The 22,718-nt window shown below is 63.5% G+C and carries 21 protein-coding genes, 1 tRNA gene and 2 pseudogenes; 8 read left to right on the top strand and 16 right to left on the bottom strand.

The window, feature by feature from the left end; translation table 11 throughout:
- Positions 1-118 precede the first annotated feature (118 nt).
- Complete coding sequence (gene nagE, locus AB3X86_RS02400) at positions 119-1,918, top strand: N-acetylglucosamine-specific PTS transporter subunit IIBC (RefSeq protein WP_368594782.1); 1,800 nt, start codon at positions 119-121, stop codon at positions 1,916-1,918.
- Positions 1,919-2,042: 124 nt separating this feature from the next.
- Here nagE and cydB read toward each other — a convergent pair whose 3' ends face one another.
- The 4 genes from cydB to rpoH form a co-directional block, all read right to left on the bottom strand.
- On the bottom strand, positions 2,043-3,179 hold the full coding sequence (gene cydB / locus AB3X86_RS02395) for a cytochrome d ubiquinol oxidase subunit II (RefSeq protein ID WP_368594781.1): 1,137 nt from the start codon (positions 3,177-3,179) through the stop codon (positions 2,043-2,045).
- Positions 3,180-3,213: 34 nt separating this feature from the next.
- Complete coding sequence (locus AB3X86_RS02390) at positions 3,214-4,806, bottom strand: cytochrome ubiquinol oxidase subunit I (RefSeq protein ID WP_368594780.1); 1,593 nt, start codon at positions 4,804-4,806, stop codon at positions 3,214-3,216.
- Entirely contained in the window at positions 4,796-5,056 is a 261-nt protein-coding gene (gene cydP / locus AB3X86_RS02385; protein ID WP_368594779.1) for a cytochrome oxidase putative small subunit CydP, read from the bottom strand. Before cydP ends, AB3X86_RS02390 begins: the two co-directional genes overlap by 11 nt.
- A gap of 416 nt (positions 5,057-5,472) precedes the next feature.
- Entirely contained in the window at positions 5,473-6,408 is a 936-nt protein-coding gene (gene rpoH / locus AB3X86_RS02380; protein ID WP_176125074.1) for an RNA polymerase sigma factor RpoH, read from the bottom strand.
- 353 nt (positions 6,409-6,761) lie between these two features.
- On the opposite strand from rpoH, the gene AB3X86_RS02375 reads away from it, so the two are divergent.
- Both AB3X86_RS02375 and AB3X86_RS02370 read left to right on the top strand, forming a co-directional pair.
- Complete coding sequence (locus tag AB3X86_RS02375; protein WP_368594778.1) at positions 6,762-7,325, top strand: acyloxyacyl hydrolase; 564 nt, start codon at positions 6,762-6,764, stop codon at positions 7,323-7,325.
- Between the two features lie 41 nt (positions 7,326-7,366).
- Complete coding sequence (locus AB3X86_RS02370; RefSeq protein ID WP_008921685.1) at positions 7,367-7,750, top strand: nuclear transport factor 2 family protein; 384 nt, start codon at positions 7,367-7,369, stop codon at positions 7,748-7,750.
- A gap of 191 nt (positions 7,751-7,941) precedes the next feature.
- Here the strand turns inward: AB3X86_RS02370 and AB3X86_RS02365 are convergent.
- Together AB3X86_RS02365 and ybiB are read right to left on the bottom strand one after the other, a co-directional pair.
- A pseudogene (locus AB3X86_RS02365) lies at positions 7,942-8,928 on the bottom strand (2-isopropylmalate synthase); the annotation flags it as partial.
- A 376-nt stretch (positions 8,929-9,304) separates the two neighbouring features.
- Positions 9,305-10,276, bottom strand: coding sequence for a DNA-binding protein YbiB (gene ybiB / locus AB3X86_RS02360; protein ID WP_368594777.1), 972 nt, complete (start codon positions 10,274-10,276; stop codon positions 9,305-9,307).
- 221 nt (positions 10,277-10,497) lie between these two features.
- On the opposite strand from ybiB, the gene AB3X86_RS02355 reads away from it, so the two are divergent.
- The gene (locus AB3X86_RS02355; protein ID WP_176368426.1) at positions 10,498-11,196 is read left to right on the top strand and encodes a fumarylacetoacetate hydrolase family protein; all 699 of its coding nucleotides are present in this window, start codon (positions 10,498-10,500) and stop codon (positions 11,194-11,196) included.
- A gap of 34 nt (positions 11,197-11,230) precedes the next feature.
- On the top strand, positions 11,231-11,875 hold the full coding sequence (gene maiA, locus AB3X86_RS02350; RefSeq protein ID WP_368594776.1) for a maleylacetoacetate isomerase: 645 nt from the start codon (positions 11,231-11,233) through the stop codon (positions 11,873-11,875).
- Positions 11,876-11,996: 121 nt separating this feature from the next.
- Here maiA and ftsY read toward each other — a convergent pair whose 3' ends face one another.
- Positions 11,997-13,151 (bottom strand): signal recognition particle-docking protein FtsY, encoded by a 1,155-nt coding sequence (gene ftsY / locus AB3X86_RS02345; RefSeq protein WP_368594775.1) that lies wholly within the window; start codon positions 13,149-13,151, stop codon positions 11,997-11,999.
- Positions 13,152-13,401: 250 nt separating this feature from the next.
- On the opposite strand from ftsY, the gene rsmD reads away from it, so the two are divergent.
- Complete coding sequence (gene rsmD / locus AB3X86_RS02340; protein ID WP_368594774.1) at positions 13,402-14,016, top strand: 16S rRNA (guanine(966)-N(2))-methyltransferase RsmD; 615 nt, start codon at positions 13,402-13,404, stop codon at positions 14,014-14,016.
- 100 nt (positions 14,017-14,116) lie between these two features.
- The gene (gene coaD / locus AB3X86_RS02335) at positions 14,117-14,626 is read left to right on the top strand and encodes a pantetheine-phosphate adenylyltransferase (RefSeq protein ID WP_176109624.1); all 510 of its coding nucleotides are present in this window, start codon (positions 14,117-14,119) and stop codon (positions 14,624-14,626) included.
- Between the two features lie 57 nt (positions 14,627-14,683).
- Here the strand turns inward: coaD and AB3X86_RS02330 are convergent.
- Positions 14,684-14,953: pseudogene (locus AB3X86_RS02330) on the bottom strand (winged helix-turn-helix domain-containing protein); the annotation flags it as partial.
- A 102-nt stretch (positions 14,954-15,055) separates the two neighbouring features.
- Here AB3X86_RS02330 and AB3X86_RS02325 point away from each other — a divergent pair.
- Complete coding sequence (locus AB3X86_RS02325) at positions 15,056-15,313, top strand: YfhL family 4Fe-4S dicluster ferredoxin (RefSeq protein ID WP_176125067.1); 258 nt, start codon at positions 15,056-15,058, stop codon at positions 15,311-15,313.
- A gap of 74 nt (positions 15,314-15,387) precedes the next feature.
- On the opposite strand, the gene hisC is transcribed toward AB3X86_RS02325, so the two are convergent.
- From hisC to AB3X86_RS02285, 8 genes are all read right to left on the bottom strand, one after another.
- Positions 15,388-16,467, bottom strand: a complete 1,080-nt coding sequence (hisC, locus tag AB3X86_RS02320; RefSeq protein WP_368594773.1) for a histidinol-phosphate transaminase — start codon at positions 16,465-16,467, stop codon at positions 15,388-15,390.
- Between the two features lie 50 nt (positions 16,468-16,517).
- On the bottom strand, positions 16,518-17,123 hold the full coding sequence (pth, locus tag AB3X86_RS02315) for an aminoacyl-tRNA hydrolase (RefSeq protein WP_368594772.1): 606 nt from the start codon (positions 17,121-17,123) through the stop codon (positions 16,518-16,520).
- A 149-nt stretch (positions 17,124-17,272) separates the two neighbouring features.
- Complete coding sequence (locus AB3X86_RS02310) at positions 17,273-17,890, bottom strand: 50S ribosomal protein L25/general stress protein Ctc (RefSeq protein WP_013088318.1); 618 nt, start codon at positions 17,888-17,890, stop codon at positions 17,273-17,275.
- 163 nt (positions 17,891-18,053) lie between these two features.
- Positions 18,054-19,010, bottom strand: a complete 957-nt coding sequence (locus AB3X86_RS02305) for a ribose-phosphate pyrophosphokinase (RefSeq protein ID WP_008921698.1) — start codon at positions 19,008-19,010, stop codon at positions 18,054-18,056.
- Positions 19,011-19,083: 73 nt separating this feature from the next.
- Positions 19,084-19,160, bottom strand: a tRNA-Gln gene (locus AB3X86_RS02300).
- Between the two features lie 52 nt (positions 19,161-19,212).
- Positions 19,213-20,094, bottom strand: a complete 882-nt coding sequence (gene ispE, locus AB3X86_RS02295; protein ID WP_368594771.1) for a 4-(cytidine 5'-diphospho)-2-C-methyl-D-erythritol kinase — start codon at positions 20,092-20,094, stop codon at positions 19,213-19,215.
- A gap of 87 nt (positions 20,095-20,181) precedes the next feature.
- The gene (gene lolB, locus AB3X86_RS02290) at positions 20,182-20,814 is read right to left on the bottom strand and encodes a lipoprotein insertase outer membrane protein LolB (RefSeq protein WP_176382474.1); all 633 of its coding nucleotides are present in this window, start codon (positions 20,812-20,814) and stop codon (positions 20,182-20,184) included.
- Positions 20,814-22,655: a tetratricopeptide repeat protein gene (locus tag AB3X86_RS02285; RefSeq protein ID WP_368594770.1), complete on the bottom strand. Its 1,842-nt coding sequence runs from the start codon at positions 22,653-22,655 to the stop codon at positions 20,814-20,816. The genes lolB and AB3X86_RS02285 overlap by 1 nt, the downstream gene beginning before the upstream one ends.
- Positions 22,656-22,718: the final 63 nt, after the last annotated feature.

The raw sequence follows: 22,718 nt of genomic DNA, 5'->3' as shown, positions 1-22,718 counted from the left end.
TGGAGAACTCCAACGCCGTGCGTCCGGCAGTACGGCTGCCTTCACGCGCGGCGCGATTCTCCGCATCGCTGCACTACTCACCGAAGACTTACCCCACGAGACAAAATTGGAGATACCGATGGATGCAAATCCGTTTTTGAAGATACAGCGCCTGGGACGCGCGCTGATGCTGCCGATCGCGGTGCTACCGGTCGCCGGCCTGCTGCTGCGGCTCGGCCAGCCCGACGTGTTCAACATCAAGATGATCGCCGATGCGGGCGGCGCGATCTTCGACAACCTGCCGCTACTGTTCGCGATCGGTGTGGCGGTCGGCTTCGCCAAAGACAATAACGGCGTCGCGGGTCTGGCTGGCGCGATCGGCTATCTGGTGCAGATCGCGGTGATGAAAGACATCAACGACAAGCTCAACATGGGCGTGCTGTCGGGGATCATCGCGGGGATCGTCGCGGGACTGCTGTACAACCGCTACAAGGACATCAAGCTGCCCGACTACCTGGCGTTCTTCGGCGGCAAGCGCTTCGTGCCGATCGTGACAGGCGTGGTCTGCGTGGTGCTAGGCATCATATTCGGCCACGTGTGGGCGCCGGTGCAGAGCGCGATCGACCTGGCCGGCCACTGGCTCACGACGGCCGGCGCGCTCGGCGCCTTCGTGTTCGGCGTCCTGAACCGCTTGCTGCTCGTGACGGGCCTGCATCACATCCTTAACTCGCTGACGTGGTTCGTGTTCGGCAGCTTCACGCCGGCCGGCGGCGCGGCGGTCACGGGCGACCTGCACCGCTTCTTCGCCGGCGACCCGACCGCGGGCACTTTCATGACCGGCTTCTTCCCAGTGATGATGTTCGGCCTGCCGGCCGCGTGTCTCGCGATGTTCCACGAGGTGCCGAAGGAGCGTCGCGCGGTGGCCGGCGGCCTGCTGTTCTCGATGGCGCTCACGTCCTTCCTGACGGGCGTGACCGAGCCGATCGAGTTCAGCTTCATGTTTCTCGCGCCGGTGCTGTATGCGATCCACGCGCTGCTGACGGGGCTGTCGCTTGCGATTTGCTCGGCGCTCGGCATTCACCTCGGCTTCACCTTCTCGGCGGGCTTCATCGACTACGTGCTGAACTTCGGTCTGTCGACGAAGGGCTGGTGGGCGATTCCGCTCGGCATCGTGTACTCGGTCGTGTACTACGGTCTGTTCCGCTTCTTCATCCGCAAGTTCAACATGGCGACGCCGGGCCGTGAGCCCGCCGCTGCGCAAGAGCAGGTCGACTCGTTCGCGGAGGGTGGTTTCGTCGCGCCGGCGGCCGGTGCAGCGGTGCCGCGTGCGCAGCGTTATATCGCGGCGCTCGGTGGGGCAGCGAACCTGTCGGTCGTGGATGCATGCACGACGCGTCTGCGCCTGTCGGTCGTCGATGCGGACAAGGTCTCCGAAAGCGAACTGAAGTCGATCGGCGCGCGTGGCGTGCTCAAGCGCGGCGCGAACAACGTGCAGGTGATCATCGGACCGGAAGCGGACATCATCGCCGATGAGATGCGTACGGCGATCGCGCAGGGTCAGGGCGACGCAGTGAAGGTGGCGAGTGCTGCCGTGTCGGCGCCGGCTATCGCTGCCGCGCCGGCCGCGCGAAACGCCGGGCACGCCGACGATGCGCAAGGCGGTCCGCTCGACCCCGATCCGCTGCGTTGGCTCGCCGTGTTCGGCGGCGCGGGCAACGTGGTCTCGCTCGATGCGGTCGCGGCGACGCGTCTGCGCGTGGTCGTGCGCGATGCGGCGGCGATCGATCGTCAGCGCCTCGCGTCGCTCGATACCGCGTGGGTGTCGACCGACACGTTCCATATCGTCGTCGGCGAGGCCGCGCAGCGCTATGCGCAGAAGCTGGCCGAGCGGCTGTCGTCGCAAGGCGGTGGCGCGGGCGCGGCGCCGGTGCCGGCTTGATCGGCTGATGGCTGTCGGGCACTGTTGAGAGAAAACAAGCGGCACCTTGTCCCATCCCAAGGTGCCGCTTTCGCGTCTACGACCGAAGCGTGCCGCCTGGCGAGTCATCCGCTGATGGTCCCGCTCAATACATCGAATGATGGTTTTCCTTGATCGCAGCGGCGGTCACCTTGCCGCGCATCACGCGATAAACCCAGCCGGTATAGAGCAGGATGATCGGCAGGAACAGGATCACCGCGAACAGCATGATTTCGAGCGTCATCTGGCTCGACGTCGAATCCCACATGGTCAGGCTGCTGCGGCCGTCGAGTGACGAAGGCATGATGAACGGGAACATCGAGAAGCCGGCGGTCAGGATCACGCCGACGACCATCAGCGACGTCGACAGAAACGCCGTCGCCTCGAAGCGCGAGCGTGCGAGCAGCACCGCGAGCACCCCGCCGACCAGACCCGCGAGCGGCGCGATCGCCATCCACGGATAGAGCGCATAGTTGTTCAGCCACAAACCCGGCGCGCCGATCACGGTTTTCATCAAAGGATTGGAGACCGCGTCGAGCGGCGGCATGTCGACGATCTGATAGCCGCCGATCATCGTCGCGACGAGCGCGCCCGCGATGAGAAACAGCACCACCGCGCATAGCGCCGAGAGCCGCAGCGCCTTCGACGCGCGCTCGTGAACCTCGCCATCGGTCTTCCACTTGACGAACGCCGCGCCGTGCGCGGCCAGCATCGACACGCCGACGAGACCCGTCAGCAGCGCGAACGGATTGAGCAGGCCGAAGAAACTGCCGTGATAGGTGACGCGCAGATCGGTATCGAACGAGAACGGCACGCCTTGCAGCAGATTGCCGAACGCGATGCCGAACACCAGCGCCGGTACGAAGCCGCCGATGAAGAGACCCCAGTCCCACGCGTTGCGCCAGCGCGGATCCTCGCGCTTGCCGCGATAGTCGAACCCGACCGGACGGAAGAACAGCGCGAACAGCACCAGCAGCATCGCGAAGTAGAAGCCCGAGAACGATGCCGCGTAGGCGAGCGGCCACGCCGCGAACATCGCGCCGCCCGCGGTCACGAACCAGACCTGGTTGCCTTCCCACGTCGCGCCGACCGTGTTCACGACGATGCGGCGCTCGGAGTCCGTCCTGGCGATGAACGGCAGCAGGATCGCCGCGCCCATGTCGAAGCCGTCGGTGAGTGCGAAGCCGATCAGCAGTACACCTATCAATACCCACCAGATCAGTCTGAGAGCTGCGTAGTCCATATGGCTTATTCCTCTGAAGCGGTGTGGCGGCGCGTCACGCGGCCGTGTTCGACAGCGGCTGAGTCACCTGCTGATCGTTCTCGTGGTGATAGCGGCCGGTATGCAGCGACGAAGGGCCGAGCCGTGCGTACTTGAGCATCAGCATGATCTCGATGACGAACAGCCCCGTGTAGAACAGCACGAAGCCGCCGATGCTCAGATACAGATCGCGCGGCGTCAGTGTCGATGCGGCCAGGTTGGTCGGCAGAATGCCCGCGATGCTCCACGGCTGGCGGCCCATTTCGGCGACGATCCAGCCGAGTTCGGCGGCGAGCCACGGCAGCGGAATCGCGATGACCGCCCAGCGCAGGAACCAGCGACGCTTTTCAAGCAGCAGCGTGCGCTGCGCGCAGAACCAGAACGCGAGCACGAAGGTCGCGAGGAACAGCAGGCCGAGGCCGACCATCATGCGGAACGAGAAGAACAGCGGCAGCACTGGCGGAATCGTGCTTTTTGCCGCGGCCGCGATCTGGTCTGGCGTCGCATCGGTGACGTTCGGCGCGAACCGCTTGAGCAGCAGGCCGTAGCCGAGATCGTCCTTGTACTTGTCGAACGCGGCGTGCGCTTCGTCGCTCGAGTCGCCGCCTTTCAACTTCTGCAGCGCCGAGTAGGCGAGCATGCCGTTCTTGATACGCCCCTCGTTTTCGACGATCAGGTCGCGCAGGCCGACCACGGGTTCGCTCAGCGAGCGGGTCGCGATGATGCCGAGCGCGTACGGCACGCGGATCGCGTAGTCGGTGCGCTGCTCCTTTTGATTGGGAATACCGAATACCGTGAACGGCGCCGGCGCGGGCGCGGTCTCCCATTCGGATTCGATTGCGGCGAGCTTGACCTGCTGGACTTCACCGGTGCGATAGCCGGATTCGTCGCCGAGCACGATTACGCACAGCGCCGACGCGAGGCCGAAACCGGCGGCGATCGCGAACGAGCGCAGCGCGAACTCGGTGTCGCGGCGCTTCAACAGATACCACGACGACACCCCGAGCACGAACATCGCCGCGGTCACGTAACCGGCCGACACCGTGTGCACGAACTTCACCTGTGCGACCGGGTTGAAGATCACCGAGCCGATGTTGTCGAGCTCCATGCGCATCGTCTGGTAGTTGAATGTCGCGCCGACCGGATTGTTCATCCAACCGTTGGCGATCAGAATCCACAGCGCCGACAGGTTCGATCCGAGCGCGACACAGAACGTGACGATCAGATGCTGCACTTTTGACAATCTGTTCCAGCCGAAGAAGAACAGACCGACGAACGTCGATTCGAGGAAGAACGCCATCAGTCCTTCGACGGCGAGCGGCACACCGAAAATGTCGCCGACGTAATGGGAGTAATAGGCCCAGTTGGTGCCGAACTGAAATTCGAGCGTGAGGCCAGTCGCGACGCCCATTGCGAAATTGATGCCGAACAGCTTGCCCCAGAACTGCGTCATGTCCTTGTAGATCTGCTTGCCGGTCATCACGTAGACCGACTCCATGATGACGAGCAACCAGGCGAGGCCGAGCGTGAGCGGCACGAACAGAAAGTGATAAAGCGCCGTGATGGCGAACTGGAACCGCGACAGTTCTACGACTTCGCTAACGGGCATGTTGATCACCTCCGGACGGATGCGGGGCGGGCACCGACAGCAGCGCCTGCGCGACCTGCTGAGGCGGCAGCATCATGTGCTCCGCCTGCGGATGATTGAAGAATGCGAATTTGAGCGTCATCAGCAGGGCGAACTTGATGACGAGGATGATGGCGATATCGCGCGCCAGGGTTGGACCGCGCACCCACCTGGTGAACCCGCCGCGCAAGCGCGACCGGACAGTGCTGCTGCGATTGAGGGCTAGGGTCATGATCGGTCGAAAGACGACTTCACGCCGGAGAGTCCGGCCGGATCCAGACCGCCCTTGCCGTCAGGCTGTCTGGCGAATGCATGCCGACAGTAGGAGGGAGAACCTCGCGCGCTCAGGGTTAGCCATGCGGCATCACGTCGCGAAACTTGCCGCGTCTGTGCAGTATTGCTACCGGACTCGCGATACGTCAAGAAAGGCTTACCGGGCGCGGCAGGCCGGCTTGGGGACAGGCCTACGCGAATGCGCTGCGGCCGGGAGACGCACGAATGGACGAAAGGAATGAAAAAGCCCCGCCGTCTTGCGAGGGCGGGGCTTGAGCGCGATGATCGTTAAATAGTACGCGACCGGTTACCGTGTGTCGCTTTTACCCACGTCGTGGGCGGGACACAATTGACGCGCGCATGGCTTCGACGCTTTTACGCGTATTCGGTCAGTGCGCCTCGCATCTTCTTCATCGCGCTGGCTTCGATCTGGCGGATACGTTCGGCCGACACGCCGAACTCGTCGGCCAGCTCGTGCAACGTGGAGCCGCCCGAGCCGTCGTCGGCCACCTTCAGCCAGCGCGCTTCGATGATGCGGCGGCTGCGCGGATCGAGCGCGTCGAGCGCGCTTGCGATGCCGTCGCTTTGCAGCCGGTCGCGCTGACGCGAAGCCAGCACGGCGGTCGGCTCGCTATGCGAGTCGGCCAGATAGGCGATCGGCGCGTACGACTCCTCACCGTCTTCGACCTGACCTTCGAGCGCGATATCGCCGCCCGACAGACGCGTTTCCATCTCCGCGACCTCTTCGCGCTTCACGTTCAGTTCCTTCGCGAGACCTTCGATCTCGTCCGGCGTGAACGCGCCGAGGCCCTGCTTGTGGCTGCGCAGGTTGAAGAACAGCTTGCGCTGCGCCTTCGTGGTGGCGACCTTCACCATGCGCCAGTTGCGCAGGATGTATTCGTGGATCTCGGCCTTGATCCAGTGCATCGCGTACGACACGAGGCGCACGTTTTGCTCGGGGTCGAAGCGCTTGACCGCTTTCATCAGGCCGATGTTGCCTTCCTGGATCAGGTCGGCGTGCGGCAACCCGTAACCGAGGTAGTTACGCGCGATCGACACGACGAGTCGCAGGTGCGACAGCACGAGGCGGCGCGCCGCCTCCAGATTGTCATGTTCGCGCAATTCAATGGCGAACTGGCGTTCTTCCGCCGGCGTCAGCATCGGAATCCGGTTGACCGCCTGAATATAGGCGTCGATGTTGCCCAGTTGACCGGACAGCAGCGAGGAATGCGAGAGCGCCAGTGCACCTGCCGGAGCGGCCTTAGCCGACGACGGGCTCAAAGTACTCGGAAGGGTCATTGCATGGCTCACGTGTGAAGCTCCTTTGGAATCAGACAATTGCGTACTCAGTAAACGACTCCAGCGATGGATGTTAGCACTCAGATCTGCCGAGTGCTAATACTTAGATGTCGCAGGGGTATCCAAGTTCCGGAAAATCCTATTGGGTCCTGATTTCTGATAGTCATCATACGCTCTATTTGCGCTGTGCGTTGAGCCTGGCCAAATTACCGTTCGAGGCGGCTGCAGCCTCATGATCGACTGACATCGTCCTATTTTTAAGTGAATAATTGCTGTTTTGGCGCATTATCTGGAGATACTTGCCCCTAAATCGTGCTTGGAACAAAGGGGGCGCTCGCTTAAATAGTCACCAGGATGGGGGCTCAATGAACAACAAGAATCTTGTGGTCCGTGGACTTACTCTAAAAAGTGCGTTGGCCGTTCTGCTGCTGGGTGCGGCGGGCGTGTCCCGGGCTGACCAGTTCGGCGTGCTGGTGGCCGCCGGCGTCGGTGATCGTCACGTCAAGAGGCTCGATCTCGGCGTGGTCTGGGACCCGAACCTCACCTGGTGGCAGATCGGCGACTGGCACTTCGCGCTGATCGGCGAGGCGCACGTCGCGTGGTGGCACACCAATGAAGGAAACGTTCACGACAACATCGGCGAGATCGGTGTGACGCCGGTGATCCGCTTCGTCAAGTCGTCGGGCTTGGTGCGGCCATTCATCGAGGTGGGTGCCGGCGTCGGGCTGCTGACCAGCCCGCGGATTTCTTCCGACTTCACGTTGGGCACCGCGTTCCAGTTCTCCGAGATGGCGGGCGTCGGACTGCAGTTCGGCGCTCATCAGCAGTATGTCGCCGGCTACCGCTTCCAGCATGTTTCCAATGGCGGTATCAAAGAGCCGAATCCTGGTATAAATTTCAGCCAGCTATATTTGCAATATCACTTCTGACCGTGGCCCCTTGCGGCTCGCGGTGTTCCAGGGGCTCTGCAATGGCGGCAAAGATGATCGAAGCGATTCGCGGGCTCGAGCGAGAGCGATTTCGCGCGATGGTCGACGGCGATGGGCAATCGCTCGACACGCTGCTCGCTGACAACGTGAGCTACGTTCATACGAACGGCAAGCGCGAGACGAAGCGACAGTTCATCGACGGGATCACCGCGGGGCGCCGTCGTTATCGGCAAATCGAGGTGCAGTCGCAAGACGTCCTGCCGGCCGGGCGCGAGACCTACGTGGTCACGGGCCGCGCGCTGATCGAGATGGAAGCGAACAACGGCGCGCTGCTGTTCCCGATTGCCTACACCGCGATTCACACACACGAAGACGGCCAGTGGCGGCTGATCGCATGGCAGGCGACGCGTTGCGCGCTGGAGTGAGATTTTCATCGCGCGGGCGCGCCTCGTGAGCGCGCCCGTCCCGGCAGCCGAATGCGGGGTGCGCACTCCGCCGCCGCAAGCTCAAGTCGGATTTACGCGGTTGCGCAATCCTCAGCTTTAGCGCGGCTGTTTGCGCCGTATTCATCGCGCTCGGCATCCGCGTCGCGCGCCGCGCGTGAGCCGCGCATCGCCACTTCTCCCGCATACGGATGCCGCGCGGCCACTGCAAGCCGCGTGCAGCGCTCCGCCACGCGCCGGATCGTCGCGAGATCCGAGAAATCCAGACCGCTGTCGATACCCATCGCGTCGAGGTTCATCGCGAGCGTGACGAGGTCGACGTTGCCGGTGCGTTCGCCATTGCCGAACAGACAGCCTTCGATGCGATCGGCGCCCGCCAGCAGCGCGAGCTGCGCCGCGGCCACGGCGGTGCCGCGATCGTTGTGCGGATGCACCGACAGCACGATGCTGTCGCGGTAGCCGAGGTTGCGGTGCATCCATTCGATCTGGTCGGCGAATACGTTCGGCGTGGCCGCTTCGACGCTCGCCGGCAGGTTGACGATCATCTTGTGATTGCGCGTCGGCCGCCACGTTTGCGCGACCGCGTCGCATACCTCGCGCGCGAACGGCAGCTCGGTGGTGTTGAAGGTCTCGGGCGAGTACTGGAAGGTCCAGTGCGTTCCCGGCCGCGCCTGCGCATGTTCCTTGATGACGCGCGTGCCTTCGACTGCGAGCGCCTTGATCTCGTCCTTCGATTGCTGGAACACGATGCGCCGGAACGACGGGCAGATCGCGTTATACAGATGCACGATCGCGCGCGGCGCGCCTTCGAGCGCTTCGAACGTGCGTGCGATCAGCTCCGCGCGCGACGGTACGAAGACTTCGATCGTGACGTCGTCGGGAATGCGCCGCTCGTCGATCAGCTTGCGCACGAAGTCGAAATCGGTCTGCGAGGCCGACGGAAAGCCCACTTCGATTTCCTTGAAACCGATCGCGACCAGCATCTCGAAGTACTCGAGCTTTTGCGCGGCGTTCATCGGTTCGATCAGCGCCTGGTTGCCGTCGCGCAGGTCGGTGCTCATCCAGACGGGCGCGGCGTCGATCGTGCGACTCGGCCATTTGCGGCCGGTCAGCCGCACGGCGGGAAAGGGGCGGTACTTTTCAGCGGGATTGCGCAACATGGTGAGGTGCCTCATTCGTGGTGTCGTCGGCGGAGGGTGGGACCTCGAGCTGTTGCCGACTGTCACGCATGCTCGATGCAGATGCCCGAGGCAACGTGCATGTGATCCTCTCGCTTCGCCCGCGCGGTAAACGGACGAATGCAAACGACGACAGGTTGTGGAGAACTACGACGGGGGTGAAGCGAGACTGCGGGAACTACCGGGAGGACCGCCGACGGCAACCGGAGCTGCCAGCGCGCGGCGCTACGCGTGACTTACGCCAGGCGTAGCGATAGGGGCCGCGCTAGGCGGCCGGAGATAATTCGGAGGGTGTTCGGGAGGGAATGCATGGGGCCAAATGTATGACGGCGGGCGTTGGCCTGTCAACCCGCGGCCGTCAGGCCGCCGTCTTCGCGATATCGACGATCAGCTCGACCTGGCGCTCGATCGCGCCCGGCACCGGTGCTTCGCCGCGCAGCACGGCGTCGATCCAGGCGGCCGTGGTCGCCGCGTCGCGCGCTTCGGGTAGCTCGACTTCGGGCGCATCGGGCGAAGAGCGCTCGTGCGGCAGCCGCGTCTCGCAGATGCCGTCATGCAGCCAGTCGACTTGCACCTGGCGGCGCGTATCGGCGACCGCCTCGCCTTCGGTGCCGCGCGCGAGCAGCGCACCGCCGACGGCCGCATCGGGATGCGTGATGAACAGCTGCGTGAGACTGTCGCGATACGGCGGATGCGTGTAATTCACGAGCCGCAGCCCCGCGGGCGCGAATGGCTGCAGCAGCTTCACGAGCGTATGCGTCGAGTTGCGCACGCCCATGCGCCGGCGCAGCGCGAGCAGGCGAGCGAGCTTGGGCGCGAGTACGTCGATCGACGCGAACGCGACGCGACGCTCGGCGAGACCCGCTTCGATCTGCGCGTGTGACTGCGCACGGAGGATGCGCAGATGCGCGAAAATTTCCGCGCTCGTCACGCGACCCGGATCTTCGGTGACGCCGTGCACGAGCACCGGCACGCCTTCGCGCGCGAGCAGCAGTGCGAGCAGCGGCACGAGGTTCGGCTGCTTGCGCGCGCCGTTGTACGACGGAATCGAAACGGGCCGAAACGCGCCGTGCGGCAGCCGCACCGGCTCGAACGACGTATGCGCGGCGGCGAGCATCGCGGCGAGTTCGTCGGCGGTTTCGCCTTTCACGCGATACGCGAGCAGCACCGCGCCGAGCTCGAGATCGTCGACGCGGCCGTCGAGCATCGCGGTGTAGAGCGCGCGGGTGTCGTCGGCGGTCAGCGCGCGGGCGCCGTTCGGGCCGCGGCCGATTTCCTTGATGAAGCGGGCGCAGGGGAAGGGAGAAGTCGTATTGGTCGAGTCGGTCATCGTGCGCAAGAGGCGGTGGCGTGCCGCGCTTGGGCGTCGGCTACGGCATTCGGGAAGCTGTTCGGTGTGAGTATCGCATCTATGGCGAACGGGCGAACAGCGGCGCAGCGGGCACGCGGTGACGCGCGACGGCCCGCCTGACATGCACCCGCGCCGTGCCGCGCGTTACACTCGATGTTTCTCGCCGCCTCGGCGGCGCCCATCGAAAAACGGAGAACGGGATGAGTTACGTGTTTGCACCCGCACCGCAGGTCGCGGTGCCGGTCGTGGGGTCGAGCGAGCAGTTCGCGGTGCGCCGCATCTACTGCGTGGGGCGCAACTACGAAGCGCATGCGCGCGAAATGGGCCACGACCCGGACCGCGAACCGCCGTTCTTCTTCTCGAAGCCGGCCGATGCGGTCGTCTACGTCGCGCCGGGCACCACCGGCGAATTCCCCTATCCGTCGCAGACGAAGAACGTCCATTTCGAAATGGAAATGGTCGCGGCGATCGGCGAGGGCGGCAAAGACATCCCCGTCGAGCGCGCGCTCGACCACGTCTACGGCTACGCGCTCGGTCTCGACATGACGCGCCGCGACCTGCAAGGCGAAGCGAAGAAAATGGGTCGTCCGTGGGACACCGCCAAGGGCTTCGATCACTCGGCGCCGCTCGGCCCGATCCATCCGGCTTCGGCAGTTGGTCACATCGGCAAGGGCGCGATCTGGCTGTCGGTGAACGGCGAGGACAAGCAGCGCGCGGACGTGTCGCAGCTGATCTGGTCGGTGGCGGAGACGATCGCGTATCTGTCGACGCTGTTCGAACTGCAGCCCGGCGACCTGATTTTCACCGGCACGCCGGAAGGCGTCGGCGCGGTCGTGAAGGGTGACCTGATGAGGGGCGGCGTGGACGGACTCGGCGAATTCAGCGTACGCGTCGTTTGAGACGGCTTGCGGGCAGGTGGAGGAGGCAGACAACATGAAGCTCTACAGCTATTTTCGTAGCTCGGCGTCGTATCGCGTGCGCATCGCGCTGAACGTGAAGAACCTGACGTACGACTACGTGCCCGTGCACCTGGTGCGCGAAGGCGGCGAGCAACTAAAGCCCGAGTATCGCAAGATCAACGCGGACTGCATCGTGCCGACGCTCGCCGACGGCAATCATTTGCTGCCGCAGTCGCTCGCGATCATCGAGTATCTCGAGGAGACGCATCCGGAGCCGCCGCTGATGCCGAAGGCGCCGCTCGATCGCGCCTATGTGCGCTCGGTGGCGCTGCAGGTCGCGTGCGAGATTCATCCGCTGAACAATCTGCGTGTGCTGCGCTATCTAAAGCACACGCTGCGAGTCGACGACGACGCGAAGGACGCGTGGTACAGGCACTGGATCGACGCGGGCTTCGCGACGCTGGAAGCGCGTCTCGCCGGCGACGCGCGCACCGGCAAACTGTGTTTCGGCGACACACCGACACTTGCCGACGCGTGCCTGATTCCGCAGGTTTTCAACGCACAGCGCTTCAAGGTCGACACCGCAAAGTTTCCGACGATCCAGCGCATCTACGACCACGCGATGCAACTCGATGCGTTCGCCCGCGCTGCGCCGGGCGCGCAGCCGGACGCGGAGTGATCGCGGGATCGCTTGAAGCGTTGACGGCGGCTCGAAACGAAGAAGGGCACCCCGCGGAGTGCCCTTTTCCTTTTTGCGCGCCGCGAGCGGCGAGCGCCGCGGCGGTCAAGCGATTGCGCGATCAGCCGCCCAGCAGCGCGTCCGAAAACTCCTCCGCGCTGAACGGCTGCAGATCCTCGACCCTTTCGCCGACGCCGATGAAGTACACCGGAATCGGCCGCTGCCGCGCGATCGCCGCGAGGATGCCGCCCTTCGCGGTGCCGTCGAGCTTGGTGACGATCAGGCCGGTGAGGCCGAGCGCGTCGTCGAACGCCTTGACCTGCGTGAGCGCGTTCTGGCCGGTGTTAGCGTCGATCACGAGCAGCACTTCGTGCGGCGCGCCGTCTTGCGCCTTGCCGATCACGCGCTTCACCTTGCGCAGTTCTTCCATCAAATGCAACTGCGTGGGCAGGCGGCCAGCCGTGTCGGCCATCATCACGTCGATCTTTCGCGCGCGCGCGGCGCCGACCGCGTCGAAGATCACCGCAGCCGGATCGCCGCTTTCCTGCGCGACCACGGTCACGTTGTTGCGCTGGCCCCAGACGGCAAGCTGTTCGCGCGCGGCGGCGCGGAACGTGTCGCCGGCAGCGAGCAGCACCGACTGGTGAAAGCTCTGCAGATGCTTCGCGAGCTTGCCGATGCTGGTGGTTTTGCCCGCGCCGTTGACGCCGGCGATCATCATTACGAGCGGCTGCGCGCGGCCGAGCATCAGCGATTTTTCGAGCGGCTTCAGCAACTCGACGAGCAGCGTGCGCAATGCGGTTTTGACCTGCTGCGGGTCCGTCAGGCGCTCGGTGCGCACCTTCTCGCGCAGCGATTCGAGCAGGAATTCGGTCGCCTCGACGCCGGCGTCCGACATCAGCAGCGCGGTTTCGAGTTCCTCGTACAGGTCCTCGTCGATCTTCGTGCCGACGAAGATGCCGGTCAGGTTCGAACTGGTTTTCGCGAGGCCGCTCTTCAGGCGCGTGAGCCACGAGCGTTTTGCGCTGGCGTCCTGCATGGGCGGCGGGACGATTTCCACGCTGTCGAGCGCGGCGTCTTGCGGCTCGGGCTGCGGCTCGATGATGGTCGTGACCACAGGCGGAACGGCGGCCGGCGTGGGCTCGACGGATTTGGCGGGCGAAACCGGCTCGACGGCCTCGGCCTCGGGCGTCGCGCCGTCTTGCGCCGCCAGCGATTCGTCTGCGGCGGTATCGGACTCTTTCGAACCCTTGAATCGTTTGAAAAAGCTGAACATGATCTGACGTATGGGAGAGCGCGCCGATGCGCGCAGCCGGCACGGGACCGGCGAAGCGGTGGGCAGCGCCGGGATGCGAAAAGGCGGGGCGCTGGCAGCCGCACATTTTATCAGGCGTGCCGCGGTGCGTCGTATTGGCCGCCCGGGGAAGCTGGACGCGCGCCGCCCCTGTGGTAACGTGGGCGCTCCGGCCCGCGCGCACCGGCGTCGCGGGCGTATTCAATACCTAGCTGAAACTGCACGATACTGCATGCCTCGTTTAGCACCTTCACGCGCCGCTGGCGCCTCCTCCAAAGCCGGCAAGCCGCATGCCATTCGCATCATCGGCGGCGACTGGAAACGCACGCCGCTGCCCGTGCTCGATCTGGACGGCCTGCGCCCGACGCCCGATCGCGTCCGCGAAACGCTGTTCAACTGGCTCGGCCAGCGCCTGGACGGCCAGCACTGTCTCGATCTGTTCGCCGGTAGCGGCGCGCTCGGCTTCGAAGCTGCGTCGCGCGGCGCGGCGCGCGTGCTGATGGTGGAACGTCATGCGCGCGCCGCCGGCCAGTTGCGCGCGAACCAGCAGCGGCTCGATGCACGCATGATCGAAATCGCCGAGGCGGACGGCTTGCGTCTTGCGGCGAGCCTCGCCCCAGGATCGTTCGACGTAGTGTTCCTCGATCCACCGTTCGATGCCGACCTGCTCGGCAAGGCGCTCGCGGTGGCCGTGCCGCTCGTGCGCCCCGACGGCTATCTTTATGTCGAGGCCGGCGAGGCGCTCGAACCGACCGCTCATCAGTCGCTTGCGGGCTGGGAGGTCGTGCGGCAGGGCAAGGCGGGCGCAGTGCACTTTCATTTGCTGCAGCGCGAAAATAAGGAATAATGCGCGTTCCAAAAAAGGGCCGGGCGGTTTATCGTCATCCGCGCCGGTGCCAAATGCGTCGCTTGGACGTGCCCTTTTGTCTGAAAAGAGGAGAAGTCTCATGGTAGTCGCCGTGTACCCGGGCACGTTCGACCCGCTGACGCGCGGTCACGAAGACCTCGTTCGGCGCGCGTCGAGCATTTTCGACACGCTGGTGGTGGGTGTGGCCGACAGCCGTGCCAAGAAGCCGTTTTTCACTCTTCAGGAGCGCCTCGCGATTGCGCACGAGGTGCTCGGCCACTATCCGAACGTCCAGGTGATGAGCTTCAAGGGACTGCTGAAGGACTTCGTGCGGAGCAACAACGCGCGGGTGATCGTCAGGGGTCTGCGCGCGGTGTCGGACTTCGAGTACGAGTTCCAGATGGCGGGCATGAACCGCTATCTGCTTCCGGACGTCGAGACGATGTTCATGACGCCGTCCGATCAGTATCAGTTCATCTCGGGTACGATCGTGCGGGAGATTGCGCAATTGGGCGGCGACGTCAGCAAGTTCGTATTCCCGTCGGTCGAAAAATGGCTGAAGGAGAAGGTCGCGTCGCTGGACCCGCAGGGCGGTGCCCAGGGGACGTGAGCCTGAGTCGCGCGAATGGCCGATTTTGACGGATCATTTATCCGACGCAGTGCAAAGTCAGCTACCCTTCGCGGCCTTGGCGAATGCCTCGGCAAGTTTGTCGAAGTGTCGGAGGGCGGCGGGCGTTAGCTCGACCTGTTTGCGGCGAGCATCTTCGGTGTCGTGGAGCAGGAGCCAGCCTTTTTCGCGCATTGACGCGATCCGGGCATGCAAGGTGGCCGGAGGCCCGAGCGCACTTTGGGCCATCATGTCTCGAACCGACAGGCGTTCGTTTTTTTGCCTCATGCGAGCAACGAACTCCAGGATCGGTTCTCCGAGCGGATCGACTCTACATTCTTGTCGAGCCCGGCATAAAGCGCGGGATTGCACGACCGCGCGGGGGCGAAAAAGCTATAATGTATTGTTTTATCTAGCAAAGTTGGTGGCAGCATGGCCCTCATGATTACCGACGAGTGCATCAACTGCGACGTCTGCGAGCCTGAGTGCCCGAACGACGCGATTTCGATGGGCCCGGAAATCTATGTGATCGATCCGAAGAAGTGCACCGAGTGCGTCGGTCATTTCGACGAGCCGCAGTGCATCCAGGTGTGCCCGGTCGAGTGCATTCCGCGTGACCCGAACCACCTCGAGACGCCTGAGGGTTTGATCGCGAAATATCACGCGTTGCAGGCCGCCAAAGGCACCTGACGTGCGCGGGTGACGCGCAAAAGAAAACGGCGAAGGCTAGGGGCCTTCGCCGTTTTTTTGCGGCAGCGTTTCCGTTATCCGACGTAAGCGCTGAAAATACCCCGCAACGCGTCGAGCAGGATGTCGCACTCGGCGTCGGTGCCGACCGAGATCCGCAGATGCTGGTCAATCCGCGGTGCATTGAAGTGCCGCACGAAAATTTCCTTTTCCCGCAGCCGCGACGCGAGCGTCGCCGCGTCGTACCCTGGATGCCGCGCGAACAGCAGATTCGCGGCCGACGGCACCACCTCGAAGCCGAGCGCGGTCAATTCCGCCGCGAGCCGTTCACGGCTCGCGATCACCTTCGCGCAGCATTCGCGAAACCACGCGTCGTCTCCGTACGCGGCGGTGGCAGCGGCTTGCGCCAGGCGGTCGAGCGGGTACGAATTGAAGCTGTCCTTCACGCGATTGAGCGCATCGATCAGCACCGCATCGCCGAACGCGAAGCCGACGCGCATGCCGGCGAGCGACCGTGACTTCGACACGGTCTGCACGACGAGCAAATTCGGATAGCGGTCGATCAACGCAATCGCCGACTCGGCGCCGAAATCGACATAGGCTTCGTCGATCACCACGACCGAATCAGGATGGCTGGCGACGAGGCGTTCGATTTCCGCCAGCGCCAGCGGCCGGCCGGTCGGCGCGTTCGGATTCGGAAACAGGATGGCGCCATTGGGCACCGCGTAGTCGTCGACGTTGATCGCGAAATCCCCGTCGAGCGGGACGGTGCGGTAGTCGACCTCGAACAGCTTCGCGTAGGTCGGATAGAAGCTGTACGTGATATCGGGAAACAGCAGCGGCTTGTCGTGCTTCAGCAAGGCCTGGAATGTCAGCGCGAGCACTTCGTCCGAGCCGTTGCCCGCGAATACCTGATCGGCGCGGATGCCGTGATACGCGGCGACCGTTTCGCGCAGCTTGCGTGCGCTCGGATCGGGATAGCGGCGCAGTGCGTCGGCCGTGTCGCCGAGCTCGCGGCGGATCGCGTCGAGCACGCGCGGCGACGGCGGATACGGATTCTCATTGGTGTTCAGCTTCACCGGATTCGCGAGCGCGGGCTGCTCGCCCGGCACGTACGGCGTCAGACGGTGAACGATGTCGCTCCAGTAGCGGCTCAAGCGATTCTCCTCGCGGGGTCGATTGCGGGTTTCGAAGGATGTGGCGCGCGTCAGCTGTTATTGCGATGCAGTTGCATCATTGCGCGTTCGAGCTCGCCCTTGATGATCTGCGGCATCACCGCGAGCGCGCGCTCGATCGACGCGTCGATGACATCTTGCTCTTCTCGCCGCGGTGGCTTCAGCACATAGTTCGCGACGTCCGGCTTCGCGCCGGCGCGCGCGCTTTCGGGAATCAGATCACGCGGATGACCGATGCCGATCCGCAGCCGCCAGTATTGCTGCGTCGACAAATGCGCGCTGATGTCCTTCAGGCCATTATGCCCGCCGCTGCCGCCGCCGAGCTTCAGCTTGACGCTGCCGGGCGGCATGTCGAGCTCGTCGTGCGCGACGAGGATCTCGTCGGGAAGAATCTTGAAGAATTGCGCAAGCGCGACGACCGACTGACCAGAACGGTTCATGTAGGTCTGCGGCTCGAGCAGATGCACTTCCTCGCCATGCAACCGCGCCTTCGCGTAAAAGCCGTGAAAGCGCCGTTCGTCGCGCAGCGTCGTGCCAGCCTCGCGCGCGAGTTGATCGACCAGCCAGAAGCCGGCATTGTGACGCGTCGCGGTGTATTCGGCGCCCGGATTGCCGAGCCCGACGATCAGCTTGATCATGATTGCGTGAGTCCACCAGGTCCGGAAGTGAAACGCATCGGACCAAAAAAAGCCGAAAAAAAACCCGCCAGGGCGAACCTCGGCGGGTCACATCGACCGTTTCATCGGAAACGGATCGAGAGGATTGCTTGCTTCGAACCGGAAGGCTCTTAAGCAGCCGGCGTTTCGCCGCCTTCAGCAGCAGCAGCGTCTTCAGCGATTGCGCCAGCCGGGATCGTTGCAGCAGCGACCACCGGGTTTTCCGCGTCGACGTGGGCGACGAGCGCCACACCTGCCGGCAGCGGGATGTCCTTCGCGTGAACCGATTGACCAGCTTCGATCTTCGCGAGGTCAACTTCGATGAATTCCGGCAGTGCCGACGGCAGGCACTCGATTTCGATTTCGTTGATGACGTGCGAGATCACCGCGCTCGACAGCTTCACTGCCGGGTTGGTTTCCTGGTTCAGGAAGTGCAGCGGCACCTTGGTGTGCAGCTTCTTCGACGCGTCGACGCGCTGGAAGTCCACGTGCAGCACGAGCTGACGGAACGGGTGGTATTGCACGTCGCGCAGCAGAACCTGTTGCGACTTGCCTGCCACTTCCAGATCGAGGATCGACGAGTGGAATACTTCCTTCTTCAGCGCGTGCCACAGGGCGTTGTGATCGAGTTCGATCAATTGCGTGTCAGCACCAGCGCCATAAACGATACCCGGGGTCTTGCCCGAGTTACGCAGGCGGCGGCTCGCACCCGTACCTTGCTGGGAACGCTCGAAAGCGACTACTTTCATGTTGAATCTCCAATGCACTGCCCGCGACCAGGCAGTAAGAACAGGGCCTCGAAGCCGTAATGGCTGAGGCCCGGGATCGCGGCAAGAACCTTCGTTCGTTCATGCCGATTGTGCAAAAACGCCGCGTGTCGCATCAAGCGGTACGCGGCGTCTTCGCAAATGCTTAACTTTCAGCGAACAGCGACATCACCGAATCGCCGCGGCGGATACGCGAGAACGTTTCGGCCAGCAAACCGGCGCTCGTCAGCGAACGGATCTTCGCACACGAACGGGCTTCTTCGCCGAGCGGGATCGTGTCCGTGACTACGAGTTCGTCGAGTGCGGAGGCGGCGATACGCTCGCCCGCGCCGCCCGACAGAACCGGGTGGGTGGCGTACGCGAATACCTGCTTCGCGCCGCGTTCCTTCAGAACTTGCGCGGCCTTGCACAGCGTGCCTGCGGTGTCGACCATGTCGTCCATGATCACGCAGGTGCGGCCTTCGACTTCACCGATGATGTTCATCACTTCGGCGACGTTCGCCTTCGGACGACGCTTGTCGATGATCGCGAGGTCGCAATTGAGTTGCTTCGCCAATGCACGGGCGCGGACCACACCGCCGACGTCCGGCGAAACAACCATCAGGTTGTCGTAGTTCTGCTTGCGCAGATCGCCAAGCAGCACGGGTGTTGCGTAGATGTTGTCGACCGGGATGTCGAAGAAGCCTTGAATCTGGTCGGCGTGCAGATCCATCGTGATGATCCGCTCGACGCCGGCGATTTCCAGCATGTTCGCCACGACCTTCGCCGAGATGGCGACACGCGCTGAACGCGGGCGACGATCCTGACGGGCATAACCGAAGTAAGGGATGGCTGCGGTGATCCGGCCAGCGGATGCGCGCTTGAGCGCATCGACCATGATCATCAGTTCCATCAGATTGTCGTTAGTCGGCGCGCACGTGGATTGCAGGACGAAGACATCCTTGCCGCGCACATTTTCCTGAATCTCGACCTGGATTTCACCGTCCGAGAAACGGCTAACCATTGCTTTGCCGAGGGGAATACCGAGGTTTTTGACGACTTCCTGTGCAAGCGCGGGATTTGCGTTGCCAGTAAAAACCATCAGGCCGTCATGGCTGCTCATCATGCACCTACTTCAGGCTGGGGCGGGAGGATGTGAATTACTGCGGCGAACTACAGCGAACTACGAGAATTTTTGGCAGGGGAGAAAGGATTCGAACCTTTGCATGCCGGAATCAAAATCCGGTGCCTTAACCAGCTTGGCGACTCCCCTACACTAACTTTGAGCTCCGCCGAACGTGGAGTTTCGTTCGACGATGCAAAACTTATGACGCGAAAGCAAAGAGTGGATGCTGATCCAAGCCCGCGGCTACTGCGCTGCTCCATTCGCCGGGCAGCTTGGCTTGCGCCGCTTCTGCTTCAGCTTTGCTACGGAACGCTGCAAAAACACTGGCACCCGATCCGGACATCCGCGCTGGTGCGATGCTCTCAAACCATCGCAACACTTGCGCTACTTCCGCGTACTTTCCTACCACAACCTGCTGCATGTCATTCCGGCCGAAGCTTTCTGGCCATTCAGTGTTGCAGCTATGTTCTGCAGGAAAGTCCGTAATTATGAGGGGCTTTGTATCTCTTGTCAACGTTTTTTCGGAAAAAATCGCTGCAGTTGGAACCTGCACCCTCGGCGTCACTACCAGAAAGTGACGCGGCGGCAATTGTACAACGTCTAATGATTCTCCGACACCCTCTGCAAACGCATTTTTTCCAAATACAAAGAAAGGCACGTCCGCGCCGAGCTTCAACGCAAGATCCTGCAACTCCTGACGCGGCAGATCGAGCTTCCACAGGCGATTGAGCGCGAGCAGCGTCGTCGCGGCGTCGGAGCTGCCGCCGCCGAGGCCCGCGCCCATCGGCAGGCGCTTGTCGATTTCGATATCGACACCTTCGCGAGAGCCCGTATGCGACTTCAGCAACCTCGCGGCCCGTACGGTCAGGTCATGCTCGGGCGGTACGTCGGCGATTTCGGTGCGGCGCGTGATGAGACCGTCATCGCGTCGCGTGAAGTGCAGCGTGTCGCCCCAGTCGAGCAACTGGAAGACCGTTTGCAGCGTGTGATAACCATCCGGCCGACGGCCGGTGATGTGCAGGAAGAGATTGAGTTTCGCTGGCGCGAGACAGTCGCGCAGCGAATCGGTTGTTTCGATCATGAGTGAAGACTACATGCGCCACGATGGCGCCATACGGGTGGCAAGGTTACGTGAGCGGATGCCGGGACAAACAGCAGCAACGACGACTCACTGATCCAGCACGAGCTTGATGTCGAGTGGCGGCTCCGAGCGACTCAGATTGACGCGCTTCACGCCGGTGGCAGGCGCATCGGCATAGGCGACATAGTCGATCGTCCAGCCATCCTGGGTGATCTGCTTCAGGCGCGACGGTTGCTCCGGATCCTTCTCGGTCTGAGCGCGCGAGGTCGGCGCCGGCGATGGCTGCAGCCAGTAGCGTAACCCTTCGACCGGCAGCGTGAAGCCGAGCGCGTTTTGCATCAGCGTCGACACATTATCGGCGGTGAGCGGCTGGCGGTTCGGCAACTCGAGCGTCGCCGAAGCCGGTGACGAGGTCACGATGGCCAGCGTCTGGCCGAGCGGATTGCGCAATTGCAGCGTGACAGTGTCGCCGGTTTCCTGCCACGAGAAATTGCCGTAGGCGTTGCGCTGCTGGCCGTTCTGATCGTTGTACTGGATCGCGAAGCGGCCCTGATACGAGCGGCTGGTTTGCGCGGTGACTTCGGTCGCGGCGTTCGACGTGGACGGCCCCTGCGGCTTCACCGATGCGCAGCCGGCCAACGCGACAACCGCTGCCGCCGCGCAACCAAGCGCGATGCCGCGCGGCGCCATGGAAAAAGAAATCAAACGGGAAAGACGCATCAAAGATCGTTTACCTGAAGACGTTGCAACGTTTTGACGAGAGTCTCGTTGTTGGGTTCGAGCTTGCGCGCCTCGCGGAACGCGGCGCGCGCCTGTTCCTGTTCGCCGGCCTTCCACAGCACTTCGCCGAGGTGCGCGCCGATCTCGGCGTTCGGCTGGAGGCTGTATGCCTTGCGCAGCAGCTTGATCGCATCGGCCGTGTTACCCATCCGGTACTTGACCCAGCCGACGCTGTCCATGATGAACGCATCGTTCGGTGCAAGGGCCGAGGCCTTCTCGACCAGCTTGTCCGCTTCCGGCAGGCGCTGATTGCGATCGGCGAGCGAATAGCCGAGCGCGTTATACGCCTGCGGATTGTCCGGCTGCGTCTGGATCAGCTTGCGCAACTGCGCTTCCATGACGTCGTAATGGCCGGTTTTCTCGGCGGCCATCGCGTAGTCGTAGGTGAGGTCGGGGTCGTCGGGAAAGTTCGCCGTGGCTTGCTGCAGACGCGCTTCGGCCTCCGGGTAGCGCTTCGCGTCGAACAGGATCGCTGCATCGGTGCGCGCGATCAGCGCCACGTCACGCGGATCCGAGGACTGCAAGTTGGCGAGCAACTGGCGCGCCTCCTCGGTCTTGCCCTGCTTCGCGAGCAGTTGCGCGCGCGTGATCTGCGCGGCCAGGTATTGCTGACTCGCCGGCGAGATCTTGTTCAGCCAGTCGCTCGCGGCCGCCTCATTCTTCTGTTCGAGCGCTAGCTGCGCGAGATAGATGTAGGCCTGGCCCGCATCGGCGCCCGGCGTCTTCTCGGCCTGCTGCGCGTATTGAATCAGATAGGTCTGCGCTTCTGGGAGTTTCTTCTGCTGGATCTTGATCAGCGCGAGCGCCATCAACGGCGTCAGGTCGTTGGCGTTTGCCTTGCGCATGATCTCGAACTGCTTCTGCGCGTCGTCGAGACGGTCGCTCGCCAGATACATCTGCGCGAGCGCGAGCCGCGCGTCATGCGATTTCGGATTCTGCTGCACGTACTTTTCGAGCGACGCGATGCCTTCCTTGCGCTCCTCTGGGCCCATCTGCGACAGCACCAACGCCGCGGGCAGATAGTCGGGCTTGATCGTGAGCGCCTGCTCGAGCGACTTGCGCGCACCCGGCGCGTCGTCGGCCAGCAACTGCTGGCGTGCGACCGCCAGTTGCGCTTCCGGCCGGTTCATGTCGTTCTTCAGCAGGTCCTGCAACACGTGCAGGCCACCGACGCGGTTCGGGCCGCGCGACAACAGCAATTGCAGCGCGAGGATTGCGCTGCCGCGATTTTCCTCAGGTACCTTCGCGAGTTCCTGCGACAGGATCGGCGACGCGTCGTCGGGCTTGCCGGACAGCACGAGCAGCGACGCGTCGAGTTGCGCGGCGCGTTCCGAATCGGGCGCGTACTGTTGCCACAATTGCGCGGCGGCGAGCGCGTCCGATGGGCTCTGCGCGGCCAGCGCGATTTCGGTGGCGCGTTGCGCCATGCGCGGGTCGTGCGTGTCGCGCGCGAGCGCGAGGTAGGTCTGATAGGCCGGTGCTGGCTGATCGCGCTGCAGCGCGATCTCGGCGGCCAGCACCTGGAAGACGATCTGGCTCGACAGAGGCACCCCGGGCAAAGACTTTTCGTCTTGAGGGGTTGACGGACCCAGCGGGTCCGGCATCGTGACCGACGTGTCGTCGGAATCTGGCGACGGGTCCTGCGCGTGCGCGGGCACGGCGGCGAGCGCCCACAATGCGAGCGCACCCGCAGCAAGCATCCGGCGAGCGGACACGGCGAGCGGCACGTTGGACACACGCGCGCGGCGCTTTGAAAGCAGCTTCACGAAGGACACGTTCATGGAAATCCGTTCAATGTTTCAGTCGATTGTAACGCGCTCGCTACAATACGCGCACAACCACTC

The organism is Paraburkholderia sp. BR14374, assembly GCF_040948685.1.
Classification (GTDB): domain Bacteria; phylum Pseudomonadota; class Gammaproteobacteria; order Burkholderiales; family Burkholderiaceae; genus Paraburkholderia; species Paraburkholderia youngii.
This window is presented reverse-complemented; position numbering and strand designations above follow the sequence as displayed.